Source organism: Roseburia sp. MSJ-14, from assembly GCF_018918225.1.
GTDB lineage: Bacteria > Bacillota > Clostridia > Lachnospirales > Lachnospiraceae > Petralouisia.
Map to the genome: position 1 here is coordinate 1 of NZ_JAHLQD010000023.1, position 18,267 is coordinate 18,267.

At 37.7% G+C, this 18,267-nt stretch carries 20 protein-coding genes; 2 read left to right on the plus strand and 18 right to left on the minus strand.

Going from position 1 to position 18,267, the window contains the following annotated elements; translation table 11 throughout:
• Positions 1–95 precede the first annotated feature (95 nt).
• The 12 genes from KQI83_RS09085 to ispE all read right to left on the minus strand — a co-directional run bounded on the left by KQI83_RS09085 (position 96) and on the right by ispE (position 9,687).
• Positions 96–401 carry a hypothetical protein gene (locus KQI83_RS09085; RefSeq protein ID WP_216556845.1) on the minus strand — a complete coding sequence of 102 codons (306 nt, stop codon included), beginning with the start codon at positions 399–401 and terminating at the stop codon, positions 96–98.
• Positions 391–684: a hypothetical protein gene (locus KQI83_RS09090; RefSeq protein WP_216556847.1), complete on the minus strand. Its 294-nt coding sequence runs from the start codon at positions 682–684 to the stop codon at positions 391–393. Before KQI83_RS09090 ends, KQI83_RS09085 begins: the two co-directional genes overlap by 11 nt.
• Positions 665–1,096: a hypothetical protein gene (locus KQI83_RS09095; RefSeq protein ID WP_216556849.1), complete on the minus strand. Its 432-nt coding sequence runs from the start codon at positions 1,094–1,096 to the stop codon at positions 665–667. Before KQI83_RS09095 ends, KQI83_RS09090 begins: the two co-directional genes overlap by 20 nt.
• Before the next feature lie 283 nt (positions 1,097–1,379).
• A complete protein-coding gene (galU, locus tag KQI83_RS09100; protein WP_216556851.1) occupies positions 1,380–2,270 on the minus strand; it encodes a UTP--glucose-1-phosphate uridylyltransferase GalU in 891 nt (296 codons plus the stop codon).
• 24 nt (positions 2,271–2,294) lie between these two features.
• Complete coding sequence (locus KQI83_RS09105) at positions 2,295–2,747, minus strand: DUF1934 domain-containing protein (protein ID WP_216556853.1); 453 nt, start codon at positions 2,745–2,747, stop codon at positions 2,295–2,297.
• Positions 2,748–2,750: 3 nt separating this feature from the next.
• Positions 2,751–3,584, minus strand: a complete 834-nt coding sequence (gene murI, locus KQI83_RS09110) for a glutamate racemase (protein ID WP_216556855.1) — start codon at positions 3,582–3,584, stop codon at positions 2,751–2,753.
• Positions 3,585–3,630: 46 nt separating this feature from the next.
• Positions 3,631–4,257 carry a stage II sporulation protein R gene (gene spoIIR / locus KQI83_RS09115; RefSeq protein WP_216556857.1) on the minus strand — a complete coding sequence of 209 codons (627 nt, stop codon included), beginning with the start codon at positions 4,255–4,257 and terminating at the stop codon, positions 3,631–3,633.
• Between the two features lie 83 nt (positions 4,258–4,340).
• Positions 4,341–5,429, minus strand: a complete 1,089-nt coding sequence (locus KQI83_RS09120; RefSeq protein ID WP_216556859.1) for a Ger(x)C family spore germination C-terminal domain-containing protein — start codon at positions 5,427–5,429, stop codon at positions 4,341–4,343.
• A complete protein-coding gene (locus KQI83_RS09125) occupies positions 5,408–6,538 on the minus strand; it encodes a GerAB/ArcD/ProY family transporter (protein WP_216556861.1) in 1,131 nt (376 codons plus the stop codon). The genes KQI83_RS09120 and KQI83_RS09125 overlap by 22 nt, the downstream gene beginning before the upstream one ends.
• 11 nt (positions 6,539–6,549) lie before the next feature.
• Positions 6,550–8,031 (minus strand): spore germination protein, encoded by a 1,482-nt coding sequence (locus KQI83_RS09130; protein WP_216556863.1) that lies wholly within the window; start codon positions 8,029–8,031, stop codon positions 6,550–6,552.
• Between the two features lie 105 nt (positions 8,032–8,136).
• Positions 8,137–8,811: a GntR family transcriptional regulator gene (locus tag KQI83_RS09135; protein ID WP_216556865.1), complete on the minus strand. Its 675-nt coding sequence runs from the start codon at positions 8,809–8,811 to the stop codon at positions 8,137–8,139.
• 3 nt (positions 8,812–8,814) lie between these two features.
• Positions 8,815–9,687 (minus strand): 4-(cytidine 5'-diphospho)-2-C-methyl-D-erythritol kinase, encoded by an 873-nt coding sequence (gene ispE / locus KQI83_RS09140; RefSeq protein WP_216556867.1) that lies wholly within the window; start codon positions 9,685–9,687, stop codon positions 8,815–8,817.
• A 162-nt stretch (positions 9,688–9,849) separates the two neighbouring features.
• Here ispE and KQI83_RS09145 point away from each other — a divergent pair, with 162 nt between their 5' ends.
• Positions 9,850–10,467, plus strand: a complete 618-nt coding sequence (locus tag KQI83_RS09145) for a hypothetical protein (RefSeq protein ID WP_216556868.1) — start codon at positions 9,850–9,852, stop codon at positions 10,465–10,467.
• A gap of 68 nt (positions 10,468–10,535) precedes the next feature.
• Here the strand turns inward: KQI83_RS09145 and secD are convergent, their stop codons facing one another.
• The 6 genes from secD to KQI83_RS09175 all read right to left on the minus strand — a co-directional run bounded on the left by secD (position 10,536) and on the right by KQI83_RS09175 (position 16,799).
• On the minus strand, positions 10,536–12,683 hold the full coding sequence (gene secD / locus KQI83_RS09150) for a protein translocase subunit SecD (protein ID WP_216556870.1): 2,148 nt from the start codon (positions 12,681–12,683) through the stop codon (positions 10,536–10,538).
• A 38-nt stretch (positions 12,684–12,721) separates the two neighbouring features.
• Positions 12,722–14,080: a thioether cross-link-forming SCIFF peptide maturase gene (gene scfB / locus KQI83_RS09155; protein WP_216557131.1), complete on the minus strand. Its 1,359-nt coding sequence runs from the start codon at positions 14,078–14,080 to the stop codon at positions 12,722–12,724.
• Positions 14,081–14,166: 86 nt separating this feature from the next.
• Positions 14,167–14,307, minus strand: a complete 141-nt coding sequence (gene scfA, locus KQI83_RS09160) for a six-cysteine ranthipeptide SCIFF (protein WP_216556872.1) — start codon at positions 14,305–14,307, stop codon at positions 14,167–14,169.
• A 43-nt stretch (positions 14,308–14,350) separates the two neighbouring features.
• Positions 14,351–15,646 carry a sensor histidine kinase gene (locus tag KQI83_RS09165; RefSeq protein WP_253295568.1) on the minus strand — a complete coding sequence of 432 codons (1,296 nt, stop codon included), beginning with the start codon at positions 15,644–15,646 and terminating at the stop codon, positions 14,351–14,353.
• Positions 15,621–16,325 carry a response regulator transcription factor gene (locus tag KQI83_RS09170; protein ID WP_216556874.1) on the minus strand — a complete coding sequence of 235 codons (705 nt, stop codon included), beginning with the start codon at positions 16,323–16,325 and terminating at the stop codon, positions 15,621–15,623. Before KQI83_RS09170 ends, KQI83_RS09165 begins: the two co-directional genes overlap by 26 nt.
• Before the next feature lie 99 nt (positions 16,326–16,424).
• Positions 16,425–16,799 carry a TIGR04086 family membrane protein gene (locus KQI83_RS09175; RefSeq protein ID WP_216556876.1) on the minus strand — a complete coding sequence of 125 codons (375 nt, stop codon included), beginning with the start codon at positions 16,797–16,799 and terminating at the stop codon, positions 16,425–16,427.
• Positions 16,800–16,968: 169 nt separating this feature from the next.
• Here KQI83_RS09175 and KQI83_RS09180 point away from each other — a divergent pair, with 169 nt between their 5' ends.
• The gene (locus KQI83_RS09180) at positions 16,969–18,249 is read left to right on the plus strand and encodes an HlyC/CorC family transporter (RefSeq protein WP_216556878.1); all 1,281 of its coding nucleotides are present in this window, start codon (positions 16,969–16,971) and stop codon (positions 18,247–18,249) included.
• The last annotated feature ends 18 nt before the right edge of the window (positions 18,250–18,267 follow it).

An 18,267-nucleotide genomic window follows, 5' to 3' on the forward strand; every position in this document is an offset into this window, starting at 1 on the left:
GCTGTCCAGAAAGGTTCCCTGATTTTTTAACTCTTCTATAATATCATATATTTCCTCTATTGTGTCTACGGAAAAATCCCTTGTGTCCATCCCTTTTACTCTCCTGTTCCACTTAATCCCAGCAATAACTGCATTTGTAGTATGCTGTTATCCTCGCTTTCTTCATATCCGTCTCTTATCTTTTTTAACGTTTGAATCGTTTCATTGATAAGATACTCATCCAAAATAGCTATTACTTCATTACTGGCATTCACCAATTCATTCACACTGTCTCGTGCCAACCCTGCACCTTCCATTTCTCCGAGGCTTTCCCGTACTGCCCGGCAGGTATCCTGCAATGCTTCCAACTCTGCAATTCGCAGATTTACTTCTAAATAACTTACTTCCAGACTATTCTTCATAAAGTTCTTCGTCCGCCTCCTCAAAATCCACTTTCCACTGTTCCAACTGGTCTTCCACATTTTGAAAAATAGTTTCTGCTACTTCCTTCAGCGTACTGGTTTTTTCTATATATTCGGCAAGGTTATCGTGCACCTGTCCCTGCTTTACACTTTTCCACACCACATCTCCCATGATTTTCTGATATTCACTTAACAGATACATTACATTTTCCTTCATTTCCCGAAATGCAGTTTTTCCCATCGTTACCTTGGAAAAGCTTACCTTAATATCTACTTCTGCCACGTTGTTGCTCCTCCATCTGAATTTCCTGTTCTACTTGCACTATCCGCTCTCTGGTATATCTGATTTTTCGATTTAACTCTTCCAGTTCTTCTGTAAAAGAATTTTCTATCCTTTTCAATTCTTTTGTCTTTTCTTCCACCTTTTCATAAAAACTCCGAACATTCTGTCCGCTAACCCTGCCTTCCAAGACATATCGCATGGACGCAACACTCCGCTGACAAATAAACAGACTCTGAAAACGATTTAACACGCCTGTTTTTTCCAGTTCAAAAGTCACAATGTCTTCTAATCTCTTCTGGTTTGTGTTCAAAATCTCCTGTGCATATTCCAACTGTCTGCTACATTTCTTCTTTTTCATTTCCAAGTCTTCTAACTCTCGTTGCAGCCTTTCTTTTTCCATCCGCTTGCTCAAAAACTCACCCCACTTCCTGTTCTTTTCTGTTACAAAGTCAGCTACAATTTTTCATACTTTGGATTTTACTGAATCAGCCGTCTATGGAATCATAGACCTAGACAATTTCCCTATCCTTTTTGTATACTCTCCTCGTAACTTACTATAAGTGTAATTTTTTTCCTCTTTCCTGTCAACTGTTTTCTTTGTATAATAAAGAAAAAGTACCGTCTGCCATCAATATGGCTGACGATACTTCATAACTTACTATTTCGTTTTTATACTTCTAACATCTTAACATTCACTAATCATATTTCAACATTTCATCCATGTTTCCATGTAAACGTTCTAAATATTCCTTTACCTCATCTTTTAAGGTAGCATCACGCAATGCAAACTCAATGTTTGCCTGCAAGAATCCCATCTTACTTCCCACATCGTAACGATGTCCTTTAAAATCATATGCATACATTGCCTGATCCTTTGCTAAACGCTTTAAGGCATCTGTCAGTTGGATTTCTCCACCTTTTCCTGCATCCTGAGTTTCCAAAAATGAGAATATTTCCGGTGTAATGATATAACGACCTAATACCGCAACATTAGATGGTGCTTCTTCCAGAGATGGTTTCTCTACCATATCCTGTACTTTATATACACGGTCATCTACCTGCTTACCTGCAATAATTCCGTATTTATTTACTACTTCGTGTGGAACAGTCTGTACTCCTAAAATAGATGTCTGGTACTCATGGAATACATCTAACATCTGTCCTAAACATGGTTGTTTTGAAATAACCACATCATCACCTAACAATACCGCAAATGGTTCATCACCAATAAAATGCTGTGCTGCTAGTATAGCATGTCCCAGTCCTCTTGGCTCTTTCTGACGAATGTAATGAATATTTGCCATCTCAGAAATTTCTTTTACCATATCTAGCATTTCCTGTTTTCCACTTCGTTCTAATTCCAATTCTAATTCGATAGAACGGTCAAAGTGGTCTTCAATGGAACGCTTATTACGACCGGTTACCACGATAATATCCTGAATTCCTGCTTCCACTGCTTCTTCAATAATATACTGTATCGTTGGCTTATCAACAATTGGCAACATCTCCTTCGGTTGCGCCTTTGTTGCCGGCAAAAATCTGGTTCCCAAGCCAGCTGCCGGAATAATCGCTTTTCTTACTTTCATAATTATCTTCTCCTTTTATGTATTCTACGCCAATGAAAAGTCTTTCGCTTCCTTAGACTTAATATTCATGGTAATGGAACAATCTGCCAGATGTTCATAATTTACTTCCAAATTATACTTTACCTTGATGTCTATATTTTCATCGGTTTCATTAATATCTACACTTTTCGCATCTATTCCTATTAAAATACTTCCGAAAGGTGTGTGATAATAAGAAATGTTCTTTTTATTTTTCTCAAATATCATATGCACATTGGATACACCCTTTTTGGTAATATCCAAAGAATCGTCTGTAATCTTAATAAGATTGCGGGTACTTCCTTCAAAGCCTTCCATAACTTCATCGTATAAGATATAATGTTTTCCATTTTTCTTATAATAATCACCAGCAGTAATAACCTCTACCGGTTCTGCCTCTTCCTCACCCTGCGCTGCAAACTGCAAACCGCTAATTGTTAATAATACATCTTTTGTCATATGTTACTCCTCTATATGTATTAACCGTGCTTCCTCTATCTCACATGGTAAAATAGAATTGGCAAAATTTTTAAACTTCTCTGCTGCATCACTGACATAAAACTGATACATTGGCACTTCTCTGGTGTCCGCTCCGTCATTGGTAAGCTGATGCTCTGCCAATAATCGCTTCAAGCCTTGTGCTGTTTCATATGCAGGATTTACCAAATTAACCTTTTCTCCCATAATGCCTCGTATCGTAGAACGCAATAACGGATAATGGGTACAACCTAATATCAAAGTATCAATATCAGACTTTTGGAAATAATCCAAATACCGTTTGGCAACTTCAATGGTAACCGGATCTTTCAACCATCCTTCTTCTACCAGAGGTACAAATAATGGACATGCTTTTCCAAGTACCACTGCATCCGGATTATGCTCCTGAATTGTCTTGGTATAAATCTGGCTTCCAATGGTTCCTTCTGTTCCGATTACACCAATTCTTCCATTTACTGTCGTCTCTGCTGCCACCTTAGCCCCCGGCTTTACCACTCCGATAATGGGAATCTTCATTTCCGGGCGAATGGTTTCCAGTGCAAATGCACTTGCAGTATTACATGCGACTACAATTGCTTTCACTCCCTTAGATTCCAGAAAACGAATAATTTGTCTGGAATAAAGAGTAATTGTCTCTTTAGACTTACTACCATAAGGTACTCTTGCCGTATCACCAAAATAAATGATACGTTCTTCCGGTAATTGGCGCATAATTTCTCTTGCTACCGTAAGCCCACCTACACCGGAATCAAATACCCCAATCGGGGCATATTTTTTATCTTCAAATGATTGTATCATATTACTTTCTCCATACATTAAGTCATATAGATTTATATTACCTTTTTTAGTGAAAAATTGCAACTGATTCCTTGATATCTTTCCAGAAATCTAAAAATGCAAACTTTATTTCATAATTTTTATCTTCCATAAGACTCTGATATTCCTCTGGCGTTAATATTTGTTCCAACGATTTTTCTGCTTCTGCATCCACTACTTCATAAGTACTATTGAAAAAACATAAGTTTGGGTACATTACACACCACCAGTTATGTCCCTCTCCCTCCCCGATAACAACTTCCAATGCTTCATAATTTCCTGCCTGAAATGTATAGGGTCCATATGTCTTTTCCGGAAAATCAATATTAGAAAGTCTTGCAGATACAGTATATGTATATCCTTTCTCCGATATCACTTCTTCTGCTTTTTGTTCAATATCCGGAATACTTTCCTGTACAATCTGTCGGCTGCTTTCAATATCTGTTACATTTGCAAGTCTTGGCTGCATAAACGCACCGATTGCATCCCGCACTTCTAACTTTAAATTCTGGTCTTCCTGACTGTCACTATTTGCCAATACATGAAATCTTATAATTTTTCCTGCAATTTCTTCTGCCATTTTATGTTGCTGATACTGTTTTCCTCCGATTACAAGACAAATTGCCACTACTACTAATAATAAAATTTTCTTCACAAAAAATACCTTCCTTAACCGGGCTGCGCAAACCCTTTTTACCGGTTAAAGAAAGTATTACCCATTATTTTCCTCTTATACATTTATTGAAAATTTAAGATTGTAATCTCTGCCTGAAATACATGTCTGACACTTTTTCCGTAAGTTTTCGGCATATTATCATACTTCTTATATAATTCCCGCTGATGTCCGCCAAGTGTAATATAACTGTTTGTTATATCTACTCCGTATGTTTCCTGCAATTCGTTTGCTGTTTTTGTCAGTTGAAATGCTAATTGCTCTGCTACCTGTTTTTCCAGTCGATATTTTTCTCCATCTTCCAGAACAATCGATTGACTGATTTTCCCTTTTCCTACAAGGCTTGTCTTTACTACCGGAACTCCATCCTTCTCTTGAATTTCCTGTTCTACCCTGATGTTGCTGATTTCTATTACCGTGCCATCTTCACATTCATACGAAAAATGCTTTAACAGATTTTGACTTAAAAATACCTCCATTGCCTGTTCTACAGAAATGTCCCCTACATACTCAAAATCAGAAATCACACCGTACTGTGTAATTGCAGGCTGTCCTCCCTGTTCTGTCAGCACCGGAACCAGAAGAAGCTCATCTTGATTATGCCACTGATTCATCAAGTCTCCTATGGTTGCAACCTTATTTGCTCGAAAATCCTTCTGGCTTTCTAACATTTCTTCTAAATATTTTCCCACAGAACCTTCTGTCTTATCTGTTAATGTGAGGATTTCCGCCGCCTTTTTGGGTGTAAAAAATAGGCTGATATTTCTTGCTACTTCCGGTCTGTCTTCCCAGTTTTCCAATAAACCTCGTACCTTTTGCATGTTTCCGAAGTTCTCTTCACTTACAATTATTGTTTTCAAATGATTATAATCCAAAATTCGATTGGTATTATTCTCGTAAGACTTTTCAACGTGATACAAATCTTTTCCCTCTAAGGAAAACCCCATGGGTGTATCTGCTGTTTTGCTTTTTTCTGAAATCTGCTCTAAATCCGGGAAGTCATAAGTAATGACTAAATTTTCTTCCGGCTCTTGCATTTGTATATCAACCCCCATTGCCAGTGGGAAACTCCGTTGCTCTAATTCCGCAGAATCACATCCCCCCAGAAAACTCATACTTAGTAAGAAGATTGCTATTTTGACTGATTTTCCCATGTCGTTTTTTCTCCTTCCGGTTTTTTCATAATTCTTCGTACCTGATATACCAGAGGCACTATAATCAAAATAACTAACATTCCCGGCAATGCAATTCGCTCTTGGTATGCTTTAAATATATCCTCCATAAATCCATTTTTTATAAAACTATCTGCTATAAAAAATATAAAAATCAGAGCCACCCACATACTGTAATTACTTTTCTTTTCATTGCACAACTGCTTCATAATTAACGTCCCTTGAAAAACTCCGGTATGAAGAAGTGCAAATAATGCAAAAAACCAAATGGCTGTCATGGTTACATCTTGCCGTGTAAAAAATCCTCCCGGCAAATCTACCATTCCCATGAGTGTAATCACCGGATGTTTCAATACCTGCACTGTTTTTTGTCCAAAATTTCCTATCAAAATTAAATATATCACTACATTTAAAATCGTTACTGTTATAACTGCTATTTTTCCGCTTTTTACCAGTCTTTCCGGCTTTTGTGCAAATTCCTTTAAAAACAATAACCCTGACAACGGCAGTAAATAACTCCAAACGGTAATACTATGCTCCATATACCCTCTTCCATTGGTATAAAAAACAGGAGTCCATATATCTGTATCCACGGAACCGGTGGCAAATATCAACATAATCAACAACGGAATTCCAAGAAACCAAAATAAAATTTCATAAATTCTCACTCTTCCTTCGATTCCGCGAAACGTTCCATAAGCCGCTAATAATAACAGCAATACCTCCACCATCCAATAATTTCCCTTGGGCAACAGCCACGACAAAATAAGAATATCTAACTGATATAACACATATCCGGCTAATATTATAAAATACAGCAAATAAAACACCATAAAGACATCTGAAAGAATCTGCCCCATGGTTTTCTTTAAATACTGGTAATAGCTTCCTTCCATATACCGTACATTCCCCTGTATCACTCCCAGTAGCAGGATTCCGCCGCCCATTCCAAGAAGAAAACAAACAATCCCATCTGCTCCTGTCATATCTGCTACTATTCTCGGTAACACCAAACTACTAAGTCCAAACAAATCCAATATCATAATTCTGCTTATCTGGCGTAATGAAATTTTCCAATTATCTGCAAACATATTTTTCCGCCTTATTTTAGTTTTAATCTGGTTCTTGCGCCTTCTCGGGTATAAAGAGATCTCTTTTTCAGAAATTTCAACGGTAAACGCAAAAAGGTATCTCTTTCATCCTGATATCCATTTAAATCTGCCCCCACAAAGGGAGCTAAATATGGAATTCCAAAGCTTTCTAAATGAGATAAATGTATCAACACCGCCATAATTCCCATTAAGAATCCGAAAAATCCCAAATATCCACATACCAAAATAAATCCAAATTTCAAAATCCGAAACGCTGTGGCAAATTCTTCATTTGGTACTGCAAAGGAACACAGTGCGGTCAATGCCACCACAATTACCACAATAGGACTTACAATATTGGCATCCACTGCCGCCTGTCCGATAATCAATCCTCCTACAATACCAATGGTATTCCCGTTTGCTCCCGGTAGCCGTACTCCTGCCTCTCGTAACAGTTCAAAGGCAAGTTCCATTAAAAGCACTTCAATGACTGCGGGAAAGGGGACTCCCTGTCTGGATGCCGCCAGTGATAGCAATAAATCCGTAGGTAAAATCTGTGTATGAAAATTTGTCATTGCAAGATATAATCCCGGAAATGTCATTGCAAGAAACGATGCCACATAACGCAATACTCTGGTAAAGGAAGCAATTTCCCAGCGACTATAATAGTCATCGCTTGTCTGAATAAAGGAGTTATAGGTAGCCGGAAGTATCAACGCCACTGGTGAATTATCCGATAACAGTACAATTCTCCCCTCCAGAATCGCCATCGCCGCTCTATCCGGTCGTTGCGTGGTTTGAAACTGGGGAAAGGGAGAATACTTTTTCCTTTCTGTTAGCTGCTCAATAATTCCGCTATCCAATGTTCCATCAATTTCAAACTCCTGTAACCGCTTTTCAATTTCTTCTAATACTTCCGGATGAATTAAATCTTTTAAATAAACCAAATCCACGTTGGTATGTGTCCGCTTTCCTGCAAAGCTCTCTCGCACCTTTACATGGGGACTTCGAAGTCTTTTTCGAATCAATGCGGTATTTAACTTGACTGATTCTGAAAAGCCCTCATTAGAGCCTCTGATTACCTTCTCTGACTCTACCTCATATACTCCTCTTCCCGGATATCCCAGATCCGGAATCTTCAATGCCTTCTCATATCCTTCTAAAAAAAAGATGACATCACCGGTCAACATTCCCTGTGCTGCATCTTCTATGGTATCAAAGGGAGTCGAATCTGAAATATCCCATGTATTTTCTTTGACATAAGAAATAAGTTCCTCCTCTGGAAGTGTTCTAAGTGTAGTTAACAATTTTCCAATTGCCGACTCTTTCCACTCTGTATTATTCAGTGCCACCTCGATATAGGCAATATAACACTCTCGTTTTAATTTTGTTCCTACTTTAATGCGTCTTTTCTTGATGTCGGCACAATCCGAAAACAGTATCTCATAGTTTTTAATATTTTCTTCCAGGTTTTTGGTGATTTTTTTTGGCATAATCTATCTCATTCTTTCCACAAAAAAAGAACCCCTATGGAAAGGAATTCTTTTCTTTTTTCTTTTATTTTTTATTTTTTCCTGATTTTTCTTTTTTATTCCTAATTATTCCTGTTCACGAATAATATTTTTCACCATCATTTCCTGATTTACTACATGGTAACTCATCACTCGGATTACCTCATCCTTGTCTTTTCGCTTTAAACAGTCGAAAATCTTTTCATGTTCATGTATTAACGTTGGATAGATATCTTCATTTTTCAAGTATTCTACTCGATATCGGTATATCTGTTCTCTTAAATTATTTAACATATTAACCAGTTTCGGATTGTCCGTTGCCTGATAAATCACATCATGAAATTCCACGTCTGCCTGAGCAATTCTTTTTACATCATGCCCTCTGGTACTTGCTTCAAAATTTTTCAAAGCTACATGCAGCTTCTCTAAATCTTCTTCTTTCAAATTATCACATGCAAGTCCTACTGCAAGTTCGTCTAATGCCTTACGAATCTGTAATACATCTTCCATGTCTTTTTCTGTCATACGGGCAACCTCGGCACCTTTTCTCGGTACCGTTACTGCTAACCCCTCTAATTCTAACATACGAATTGCTTCACGAATCGGCGTTCTGCTAACCCCAAGCTTGGATGCTAACTGCAACTCCATCAATCGTTCTCCGGGCTTTAACTCTCCTTTTAAAATTGCTTCTCGCAATGTATTAAACACCACATCACGCAGAGGCAAATACGCATTCATATTTAATTCTAGCTTTTCTGTCATAACTTACCTCCCATTATTATAAACTTCTGTTAAATATACCTGTTTTGCAAGATTACCTTCAAGCATCCGTTTATAAGCAACTTCTGCCTTTTCCTTGTCATCAAATATTCCGAATACAGTAGGGCCGCTTCCGCTCATCATAGCGTTCAGGGCACCGTCTTTTATCATTTGCTCTTTGATTTGGGCAATTACAGGATAATTGGGAATCGTAACACTTTCTAATACATTTCCCATGTGTGCTGCCATATCTGCCAAATTTTTCGTTTCTATATCCTGTATTAAAAGATCGATGTCTGGATGCACAGTATTCTCATCAAGCTTCAAATTCTCGTATACAAACTTGGTAGAAACACTAATTGCCGGCTTTGCAATTAATATCTTACACTGTGGTACCGGAGAAAGTTTTGTTAACTGTTCTCCAATTCCTTCTGCCAAAGCCGTTCCTCGCATGAGACAATACGGAACATCCGCTCCTATTTTCACGCCACGTTCCATGAGTTCTTCTAACGATAACCCCAAATGAAACATTCGATTCATTCCATACAGTACTGCTGCCGCATCGGAACTACCTCCTGCCATACCTGCCGCAACCGGAATAAATTTCTGCAAATCAATCTGCACTCCCTGCTGTATCTTAAATTCCTCTATTAACAGTTTTGCAGCCTTATACACCAGATTATTCTCGTTTTCCGGCAAATAGAACAAGTTTGTTTTTACTTGTATCTTGGGTTCTCTCCGCTTACGCATAACGATTCTGTCATAGAGACGAATGGTCTGCATAATCATTTTCACTTCATGATAACCATCTTCTCTTCTTCGGATTACATCCAATCCCAGATTTATTTTTGCCAGCGCTTTGAGTCTCATTTCATACATTGTTTTTCTCCTGTATTTTGTATACATACTACTTATTAGTTAAACATTTTTTATAGAAAAAGTCAATGGCTATTAATTTTTCCCTTCTTTCTACCGATAGAAAATATAACAATAGATTAACGGGTATGGATACCCATGATATTTTCCAAGGAGGGTTCTATTATGAATGTAAACAGTGTGAACAATGTAGCTGCTTATACCGCAACAACCAATACGAAAACTTATACAAAGTCTTCTAACGATACAAGCACAACAACCGATAACTCCGGCGTTGTTTATGAAAAAGGTACAAATACCTCTTCCAAAACAATTTACGCAAAGGAAGATGTGGTTGCCCGTCTTAAGGCTGATGCTGATTCCAGAACTGCTCAGTTAAAGAGTCTGGTAGAAAAAATGATGTCTCAGCAGGGCGTTAAAATCGGCGAAGCTGATGACATGTGGAAGTTCCTTGCAAGTGGCGATTATACCGTTACTCCGGAAGTAAAAGCACAGGCTCAGGCTGATATTGCTGATGACGGATATTGGGGTGTAGAGCAGACTTCCGATCGTATCATTGAATTTGCAAAGGCTTTAGTTGGTGATGACCCGGATAAAGCAGAATCTATGCGTGCCGCTTTTGAAAAAGGTTTCAAAGCTGCTACAAAGGCCTGGGGAAAAGATCTTCCTGATATTTCTCAAAAAACTTATGATGCAGTTATGAAAAAGTTTGATGACTGGGCTGGCGTTAACAAGGATGATGATACTAAATCTAACGAAACAACATCTACAGAAACAAAATAAATCCTTTCTTAGTAACAACAAAAAGAACCGTTTACACGGTTCTTTTTGTTGTTACTGATTTTACTATCTTATTTTTTCTTTTTAAATCTTACTCTGAAAGTATACCATAATGCGCCTGTAATGCATACGGAAGAATAAGTTCCGCAAACAATACCCACCATCAACGGTAATGCAAATTCTTTTACAGAGCTTACTCCTAAAACAAACAACAATGCAACCATGACAAAAGTTGTCAAAGATGTATTGATACTTCTGGACAAGGTCTGTGTAATACTTCTGTTTGCCACTTCCATAAGGTTTTCTTTATTCTGATCTCGCAATGCCGGAAGATTCTCACGGATACGGTCAAAAATAACGATGGTTGCATTGACTGAATAACCTACAATAGTTAACATACATGCAATAAAGGTATTTCCAACAGAAACTCGCGCGATAGCATAGAATGCTAATACAACTAATACATCGTGTACCAACGCAAGTACTGCACTTCCTGCAAAACGTATATCTTTAAAACGGAACCAAATATAAATCAACATACAGATTGTTGCGATTGCTACTGCCCAAATAGCATCTGACTTCATTTCTGAACTAATGGTAGAACTGATGTTTTCAGATGTTATGGTTTCTTTATCTACACCAAACTTATCTGCTAATGTATCATTTAAGGCTTCACGTTCTTTCAGATTCAGGGAACGTGTCTTAATAACAATCTGGTTAGACTCTTTAATCTTTTGTGTCTGAATGTTCTTATCACCGGTTAATTCTTCTAATACCGGAACAATCTCTTTGTCAATTTCTGAAATAGAATAATCTTTTCCAAAATCAACTGTTGTTGATGTACCACCTACAAAGTCAAGACTATAATTTAAAATCTTATCACCCTTTGCATTATGTACACCCATTCCAATAAATCCTGCTGCAATAACTGCAATAGAGAGTGTAAAGAATACCGCTCTTTTTCCAAGGAAATTGATGGTTTTTCTCTCTTTTTTCTTACCGTAAAGCTTCTCACTCTTAGCTCCCAGTGTATAGAAGCATTTCATTAACCATCTGGTTACTACCAATGCGGTAAACATGGATAATACAATACCAATTCCTAATGTATAAGCAAATCCCTTTACCGGACCGGAACCTCTAAGTCCTAATACAACTGCTGCAATCAAGGTAGTAATATTACCATCTACGATAGCGGATAACGCCTTATCATATCCCATTTTCATTGCAGTCTTTACTGTTTTTCCTGCTGCAATTTCTTCCTGAATTCTGGCAAATATAATAACGTTCGCATCTACCGCCATACCAATGGAAAGAATAATACCTGCAATACCCGGTAATGTCAAAGTAATATCAAAAATCCACAAAGCCCATACCATTAATGCAGAATACAAAATCAATGCAATGCCTGACGCCAATCCTGAAATACGATACATGACAATCATAAACAGAATTACTAATACCAGACCGATTACTGCCGCCATTAAGCTTCCTGACAATGCAGAAGTTCCTAACTGCGCTCCAACTACCTTGGAATTTAATTCCTTTAATTCCAAAGAAAGAGAACCGATACGAATGGTAGATGCTAATTCATCTGCTGCTTCATAGCTTTCCATACCTGTAATCTGTGCATTTCCATCTGAAATAACAGACTGTACGGTTGGGCTGCTGATAGTCTCTCCATCGTAAACAATTGGAATACTCTTTCCTAAGTTTGCCTGTGTTGCATCTGCAAACTTCTTTGTTCCTTCATCTGTTAATGTTAATGCTACTACATTCTGCTTCTGCCCTTTATCATCTGTATAAGTCTTAGGCTGAGCATCTTTGATGTCAGATCCACTTAAAATTGTCTGTCCATCTGAGGTTTGAAATTCCAAAGAACCCGGTTTTCCCATTTCTTCCAATATGGTATTGGCATCGGAAACACCCGGAATTTCAATACTAATACGGTCAGAGCCTTCCTGATATACACTAGCTTCTGTACTGTACTTTTCTACACGCTTTTGCAGTTTATAAACGGTATCCTTCATATCTTCTGCGGAAGGATTCTTATCAACTGCCTTGTAGGTAATGCTGACACCACCTGCTAAGTCAAGTCCCAGCTTAATATTACGGCTTGCCCCAACACCTACTGTAGAAACAATTGTGCCTGCATACCAAGTCATTCCTGTCAGCACTACTAAAATCACTGCAAGAATCACTGCTGCTTTGCTTTTCTTCATGTTAGTTCTTCCTTTCTTGTATTCTTTATGCATGAATATTATGCTTCATCTGCCAATGCAGCTTTTATCATAATAGCACATTCTATACGTTTTTTCTCTAACTCACAGCCAATGTCATAAGCGTCCGTAATACTTCCATGGAAATTATATGAATTTGCTGCACAACCACCACTACAGTAAAATCTCGCAAAACAATTTCTGCATTTTTCCTTAGCATACACATTACAGCATTTAAATTCGCTCTGTAATTCTGTATTCTTAATACCGTCATATACATTTCCCATCAGGAACTTTTCATTTCCAACAAACTGATGGCAAGGATAAAAATCTCCCCAAGGAGTTACTGCAAGATATTCTGTTCCGGAACCACATCCGGACAATCTCTTTGCCACACATGGTCCACCTTCTAAATCTATCATAAAGTGGAAGAAATTAAAATCTTTTCCTTCTTTATGTCTCTTAATCATTTCCACAGCCAGCTTATCATATTCTTCAAAAAGCTGTGGTAAATCTTCTTCTTTCAGTGCATAACTTTCTGTTGGCTGAGCAACTACCGGCTCTACGGAAATCTGTTTAAATCCTAAGTCTGCCAAGTGCAATACATCTTCGGAAAAATCCAGGTTATTATGTGTAAAGGTTCCTCTTACATAATAGCGTTCCTGATTTCTACTGTCTGCAAACTTTTGGAACTTCGGTACAATCAAATCATAGCTTCCTGCTCCTTTACGGAATGGACGCATATAATCATGTACTTCTTTTCTTCCGTCAATACTAAGTACCACATTTCCCATTTCTTTATTGGCAAATTCCATGATATCGTCATTTAACAATACACCATTGGTTGTCAGCGTAAAACGGAAATTTTTATTATGAATCTTTTCCTGTTCTCTTCCGTATGCAACTAACTGCTTTACCACATCAAAATTCATCAGTGGCTCTCCGCCAAAGAAGTCAACCTCTAAATTCCGTCGATTTCCGGAATTGGCAATCAAAAAGTCTAATGCAGCCTTTCCTACTTCAAAGGACATCAGCTCTCTTCTGCCATGATATTCGCCTTCTTCTGCGAAACAGTAGCGACAGGCGAGGTTACAATCATGAGCAATGTGAAGACATAATGCCTTTACTACTGTTGGTCTTGTCTTAAACTGTTCAATATACCCTTCGTACTCATCCTTGGTAAACAGTTGTTCATCATCTGCCAGTTCTTTCACTTCTTCCCAAGCTTCTTCAACGTCTGCCTTATTATATTTACTCTCCAGGCTTTGTATAATCTCTTCCTTTGTATTTTCTTCAAACATTGGAATAACGTCATACATAACATCATCCACGATGTGTACTGCTCCGCTGTTTACATCCAACACAATGTTGTAGCCGTTGTTTTTATACTGGTGAACCATTGCAGTTCCTCTCTTTCTATAACGCACAAATGACCGCTCGCTACTAACGAACGGTCCTTTTTTGTGTTTTTATTCTTTTTGTATTCTTATTTATTTTCGCAGCTCTGATTTCCTACTGTACAGGATGTCTTACATGCTGACTGGCAAGATGTCTGACATTCACCGCATCCGCCTTTTTTTACTGTTTTCTGTAACTTTCTTGTATTTAATGTTTTTACATGTTTCATAAGAAATACTTCCTTTCCATATAATTCTGATTACTAATAGGCATTATATCATACTTGTTGTGGATTGCAAAGCATTTTTTGCATTTTCCTTGACAGGAAATTCCACAATTGCTTTAAATTGGTCACAGTCAATTTCTACTTCAAAAAGTCCTCCAAGGGCTGAGGTATAGGTACTTACAATAGCAAGTCCCAATCCATTTCCTTCTGTAGTTCGTGCCTTATCAGCTCTTGCAAATCGTTCTACAATCTGGTCTTTTGAAAAATTCATCCGGTAGTTGGCAGTATTGGTAATCTCAAATCGTACCATCTCTTTTCCTGCCTTTTCAACTCTGGCAGTTTTTAAGAAAATTCTGGTATGCTCTGCGGAATATTTCAATGCATTTTCCATTAGATTCTGACATATCCGGTACATATAGCTACTATCCGAGGTAAACTCCGTGTTTTCTTCCGTAAGTTCTGCTACCACCTCTCTATTTGCCTGTGTGAACTTATCTTCCATATCCGCCTGCACTTGCTCGATAAGACGATTCAATTCCATTTTTTCCATATGAAATTCTATGTTTCCACTGCTTGTTTTTGCCAGGTCAAATAGACTGTCTATCATCTCTTTCAACTTCTGTGCTTTATTTCCAAGAACTTCCACATAATCGGCAACAACATCACTCACTTCTTCCTTTTTTATCAGCTCAATATACCCAACCATGGAAGTAAGTGGCGTTTTTAAGTCGTGAGACACGTTGGAAATCAGGTCTACCTTCAGTCTTTCACTTTGAATTGCCTGTTCCATGGCTTTCTCCACATTCTGTTCTACTAACGCCTCCATATCTGCTATATGATGATTTAACAAACGAAGCATGAAACGAATTACCGTTGCCTCAGCTACAATAAACTGAATCAACACGCTTACAATAGTGACGTATCCCACACTATAATTGTATCCATACCAGTAATATACTTCAATAATCTGTGTTTTAAACATAAAAATTGAAAGAATTCCTACTCCCAATGCTATGCCTATCAGGAACTTCTGTTGCTTTTTCCACTCTTTTTTCCATTTTTGAAAGAAATCTTCCACAAAAGTATCCCATACCTGATAACGTTTCTCCATTCCGCACCGAATTCCGTTGAAAAGTGCTATTCCCAAAAGGACATTCAAAATTCCTCCTACTGCCCACGCTGACCTACTTGGAAAATTGAACCATTCCTTCCACATATATAGAAATAGCCATATTCCTAAAATTCCACATATCAGCGCAATGATAATTTTGGCTCTTTTCGTTTGCAAATGTTTTCGTATTTTCCACTCTGTTTTTTTAGTATTTTTCCATTTTGTATCCAATGCCCCACACCACCTTTACATATTTTGGTTTTTTCGGATTAATCTCCAGTTTCTCACGAATATGACGAATATGTACCATAACCGTATTTTCCACTGCATAATTTGCAATTTCTTTCCATGCTCTTTCGTAAATTTGTTCCGCTGAAAATACCTGTCCCGGATGTTCCATCAACACTTCCAGAATGCGGTATTCTGTTGCTGTAAGTTTTACTTCCTGTCCATCTACTTCTGCAACCTTCATTTGACGGTCCAGTACAATTCCACCATTTACCAGTCGGTCTTCCTCTTCTTTGGGTGCACTACCGCCCCAAGTATGATAACGTCTAAGCTGCGCTGCCACCCTTGCTGTAAGTTCTGCCGGATTATAAGGCTTTTCGATATAATCGTCTGCTCCCATCACAAGTCCCGACACCTTATCGCTTTCCTCTGTTTTCGCTGAAAGGATAATCACCGGAATTTTATTATTTTCCCGTATTTTCATCAATGCGGAAAGTCCGTTGAGTCGTGGCATCATTACATCCAAAAGAATCAAATCCACCTCTTCTTCCTGTAATACATCTAATGCCTCTATACCGTCATATGCCTTTAATATGCGATATCCTTCATACTCTAGAAGTTTTCCTAAGGAAAACACTATCTCTTTGTTATCATCTACTACCAGAATTGTCTGCTGTTCCATCGTTTTTAGCTCCTTGCCTTCTTACGTTTTACATTTGTAATTATAATAGGCGTTTTAAAAATAAAACTCAATGAAAATCTTAAAAAAATCTTAATCCTATTAGCTTGCCATTCCCCCAATCATTCCAGAGGCAATGCACAATATTAATGTGGTAAAAAATCTGCCAATTTCCATATTAATTCCATGTGTGAATAAAATGGAGCCGATTACTAAAATCACAAAGTAGCAGCCACCTAATACCATTCCCCACAGAAATTTTCTGGTTTTCATAATTTTTCCACCCAGAAATCCACCCAAAAATCCGGATATTACATAAATAAGTACAATTCCAACTGCTACCACACTTTCACTTAATTGTAACTTACAAAGCATTCCCGCTAAAATCACCAACAATATTCCCGTAATAATATACATAAACAGTAATAATTTCAAAATAGACAGTACCCATGTTTGTTTCATCATTCCTTTTCCCATTGTTGTTTCCTCGTATTCCAATTATTCTACTCTCATCATATTCTTTTTTACTTCTTACTATGCCCTTATGGTAAATTTTTCATATAATTTCTGAATTTTTTCTGAAATCCTTGCAAATAACACTGGTTTCCGTTATATTTATATCTATGTGATGAAAGGAGAGATGTACTTGGACACAAGTGACGTCATACAGTTATTAGTTATTATTATTTTATTATTGTTATCCGCATTCTTTTCTTCTGCGGAAACAGCACTTACTACCTCAAATAAGATTCGTATGCGGTCTTTAGCAGATGAGGGAAATAAAAAGGCAAAAAAGGTTTTAGAAGTTACAGACAATTCAGGAAAAATGCTTTCTGCTATTCTGATTGGAAACAACATTGTAAACCTTTCCGCTTCTTCTCTTGCTACTACCTTTGCGACCAAAGCATTTGGAAATGCAGGCGCAGGTATTGCAACCGGTGTATTAACCCTTCTTGTTTTGATTTTCGGTGAAATTTCTCCGAAAACACTTGCCACTATTCATGCAGACAAGATTTCTCTTTCTTATGCCGGAATTGTTAGTATGCTTATGAAGATACTGACCCCGCTTATTTTCATTGTAAATAAAATGGCGTTGGGATTACTTACTTTACTTCGAGTAGACCCTAACGGAGCTCAAAATACAATGACAGAAGATGAACTTCGTACCATTGTGGATGTCAGTCATGAGGAGGGTGTCATTGAAACAGAAGAACGTGAAATGATTAACAATGTTTTCGATTTTGGAGACGCACAGGCAAAAGAAGTTATGGTTCCTCGTATTGACATGACCTTTGCAGATATCAACAATACATATCAGGAATTACTGGATATTTTCCGTAAGGACAAATATACACGTCTTCCGGTTTATGAAGACTCTACCGATAATGTAATTGGTATTATTAACATGAAGGATTTATTGCTCTATGAAAATAAGGACAGCTTTTCTGTTCGGGATATTTTAAGAAAACCCTATTACACTTATGAGCACAAAAATACTGCCGAGCTTTTGGTAGAAATGAAAAAATCTTCCATCAATATTGCAATTGTACTTGATGAATACGGTGCAACTGCCGGTCTTATCACTTTAGAAGACTTGCTTGAGGAAATTGTCGGTGAAATTCGTGATGAATACGACATGGACGAAGAAGACCCAATCCAACAGATTAACGAGCACGAATATATGGTACAAGGTTCTATGAATCTGGAAGACTTATGTTCTACCTTGGCTTTAGATTGGATTTCCGAAGATTATGATTCTATCGGCGGCTATCTGATTGGACTTTTAGACCACTTACCTACGGTAGGGGAATGTGCCACTACTCCGGAAGGTGTTTTCCTTCGCGTAGAAGATATGGAAAAGAACCGTATTAATAAAATATTTATGAAACTTCCTGAAAAAATGAACGAAACGGAAGAAGAAGCATAAGAAAGAGTCCGCTTGTCG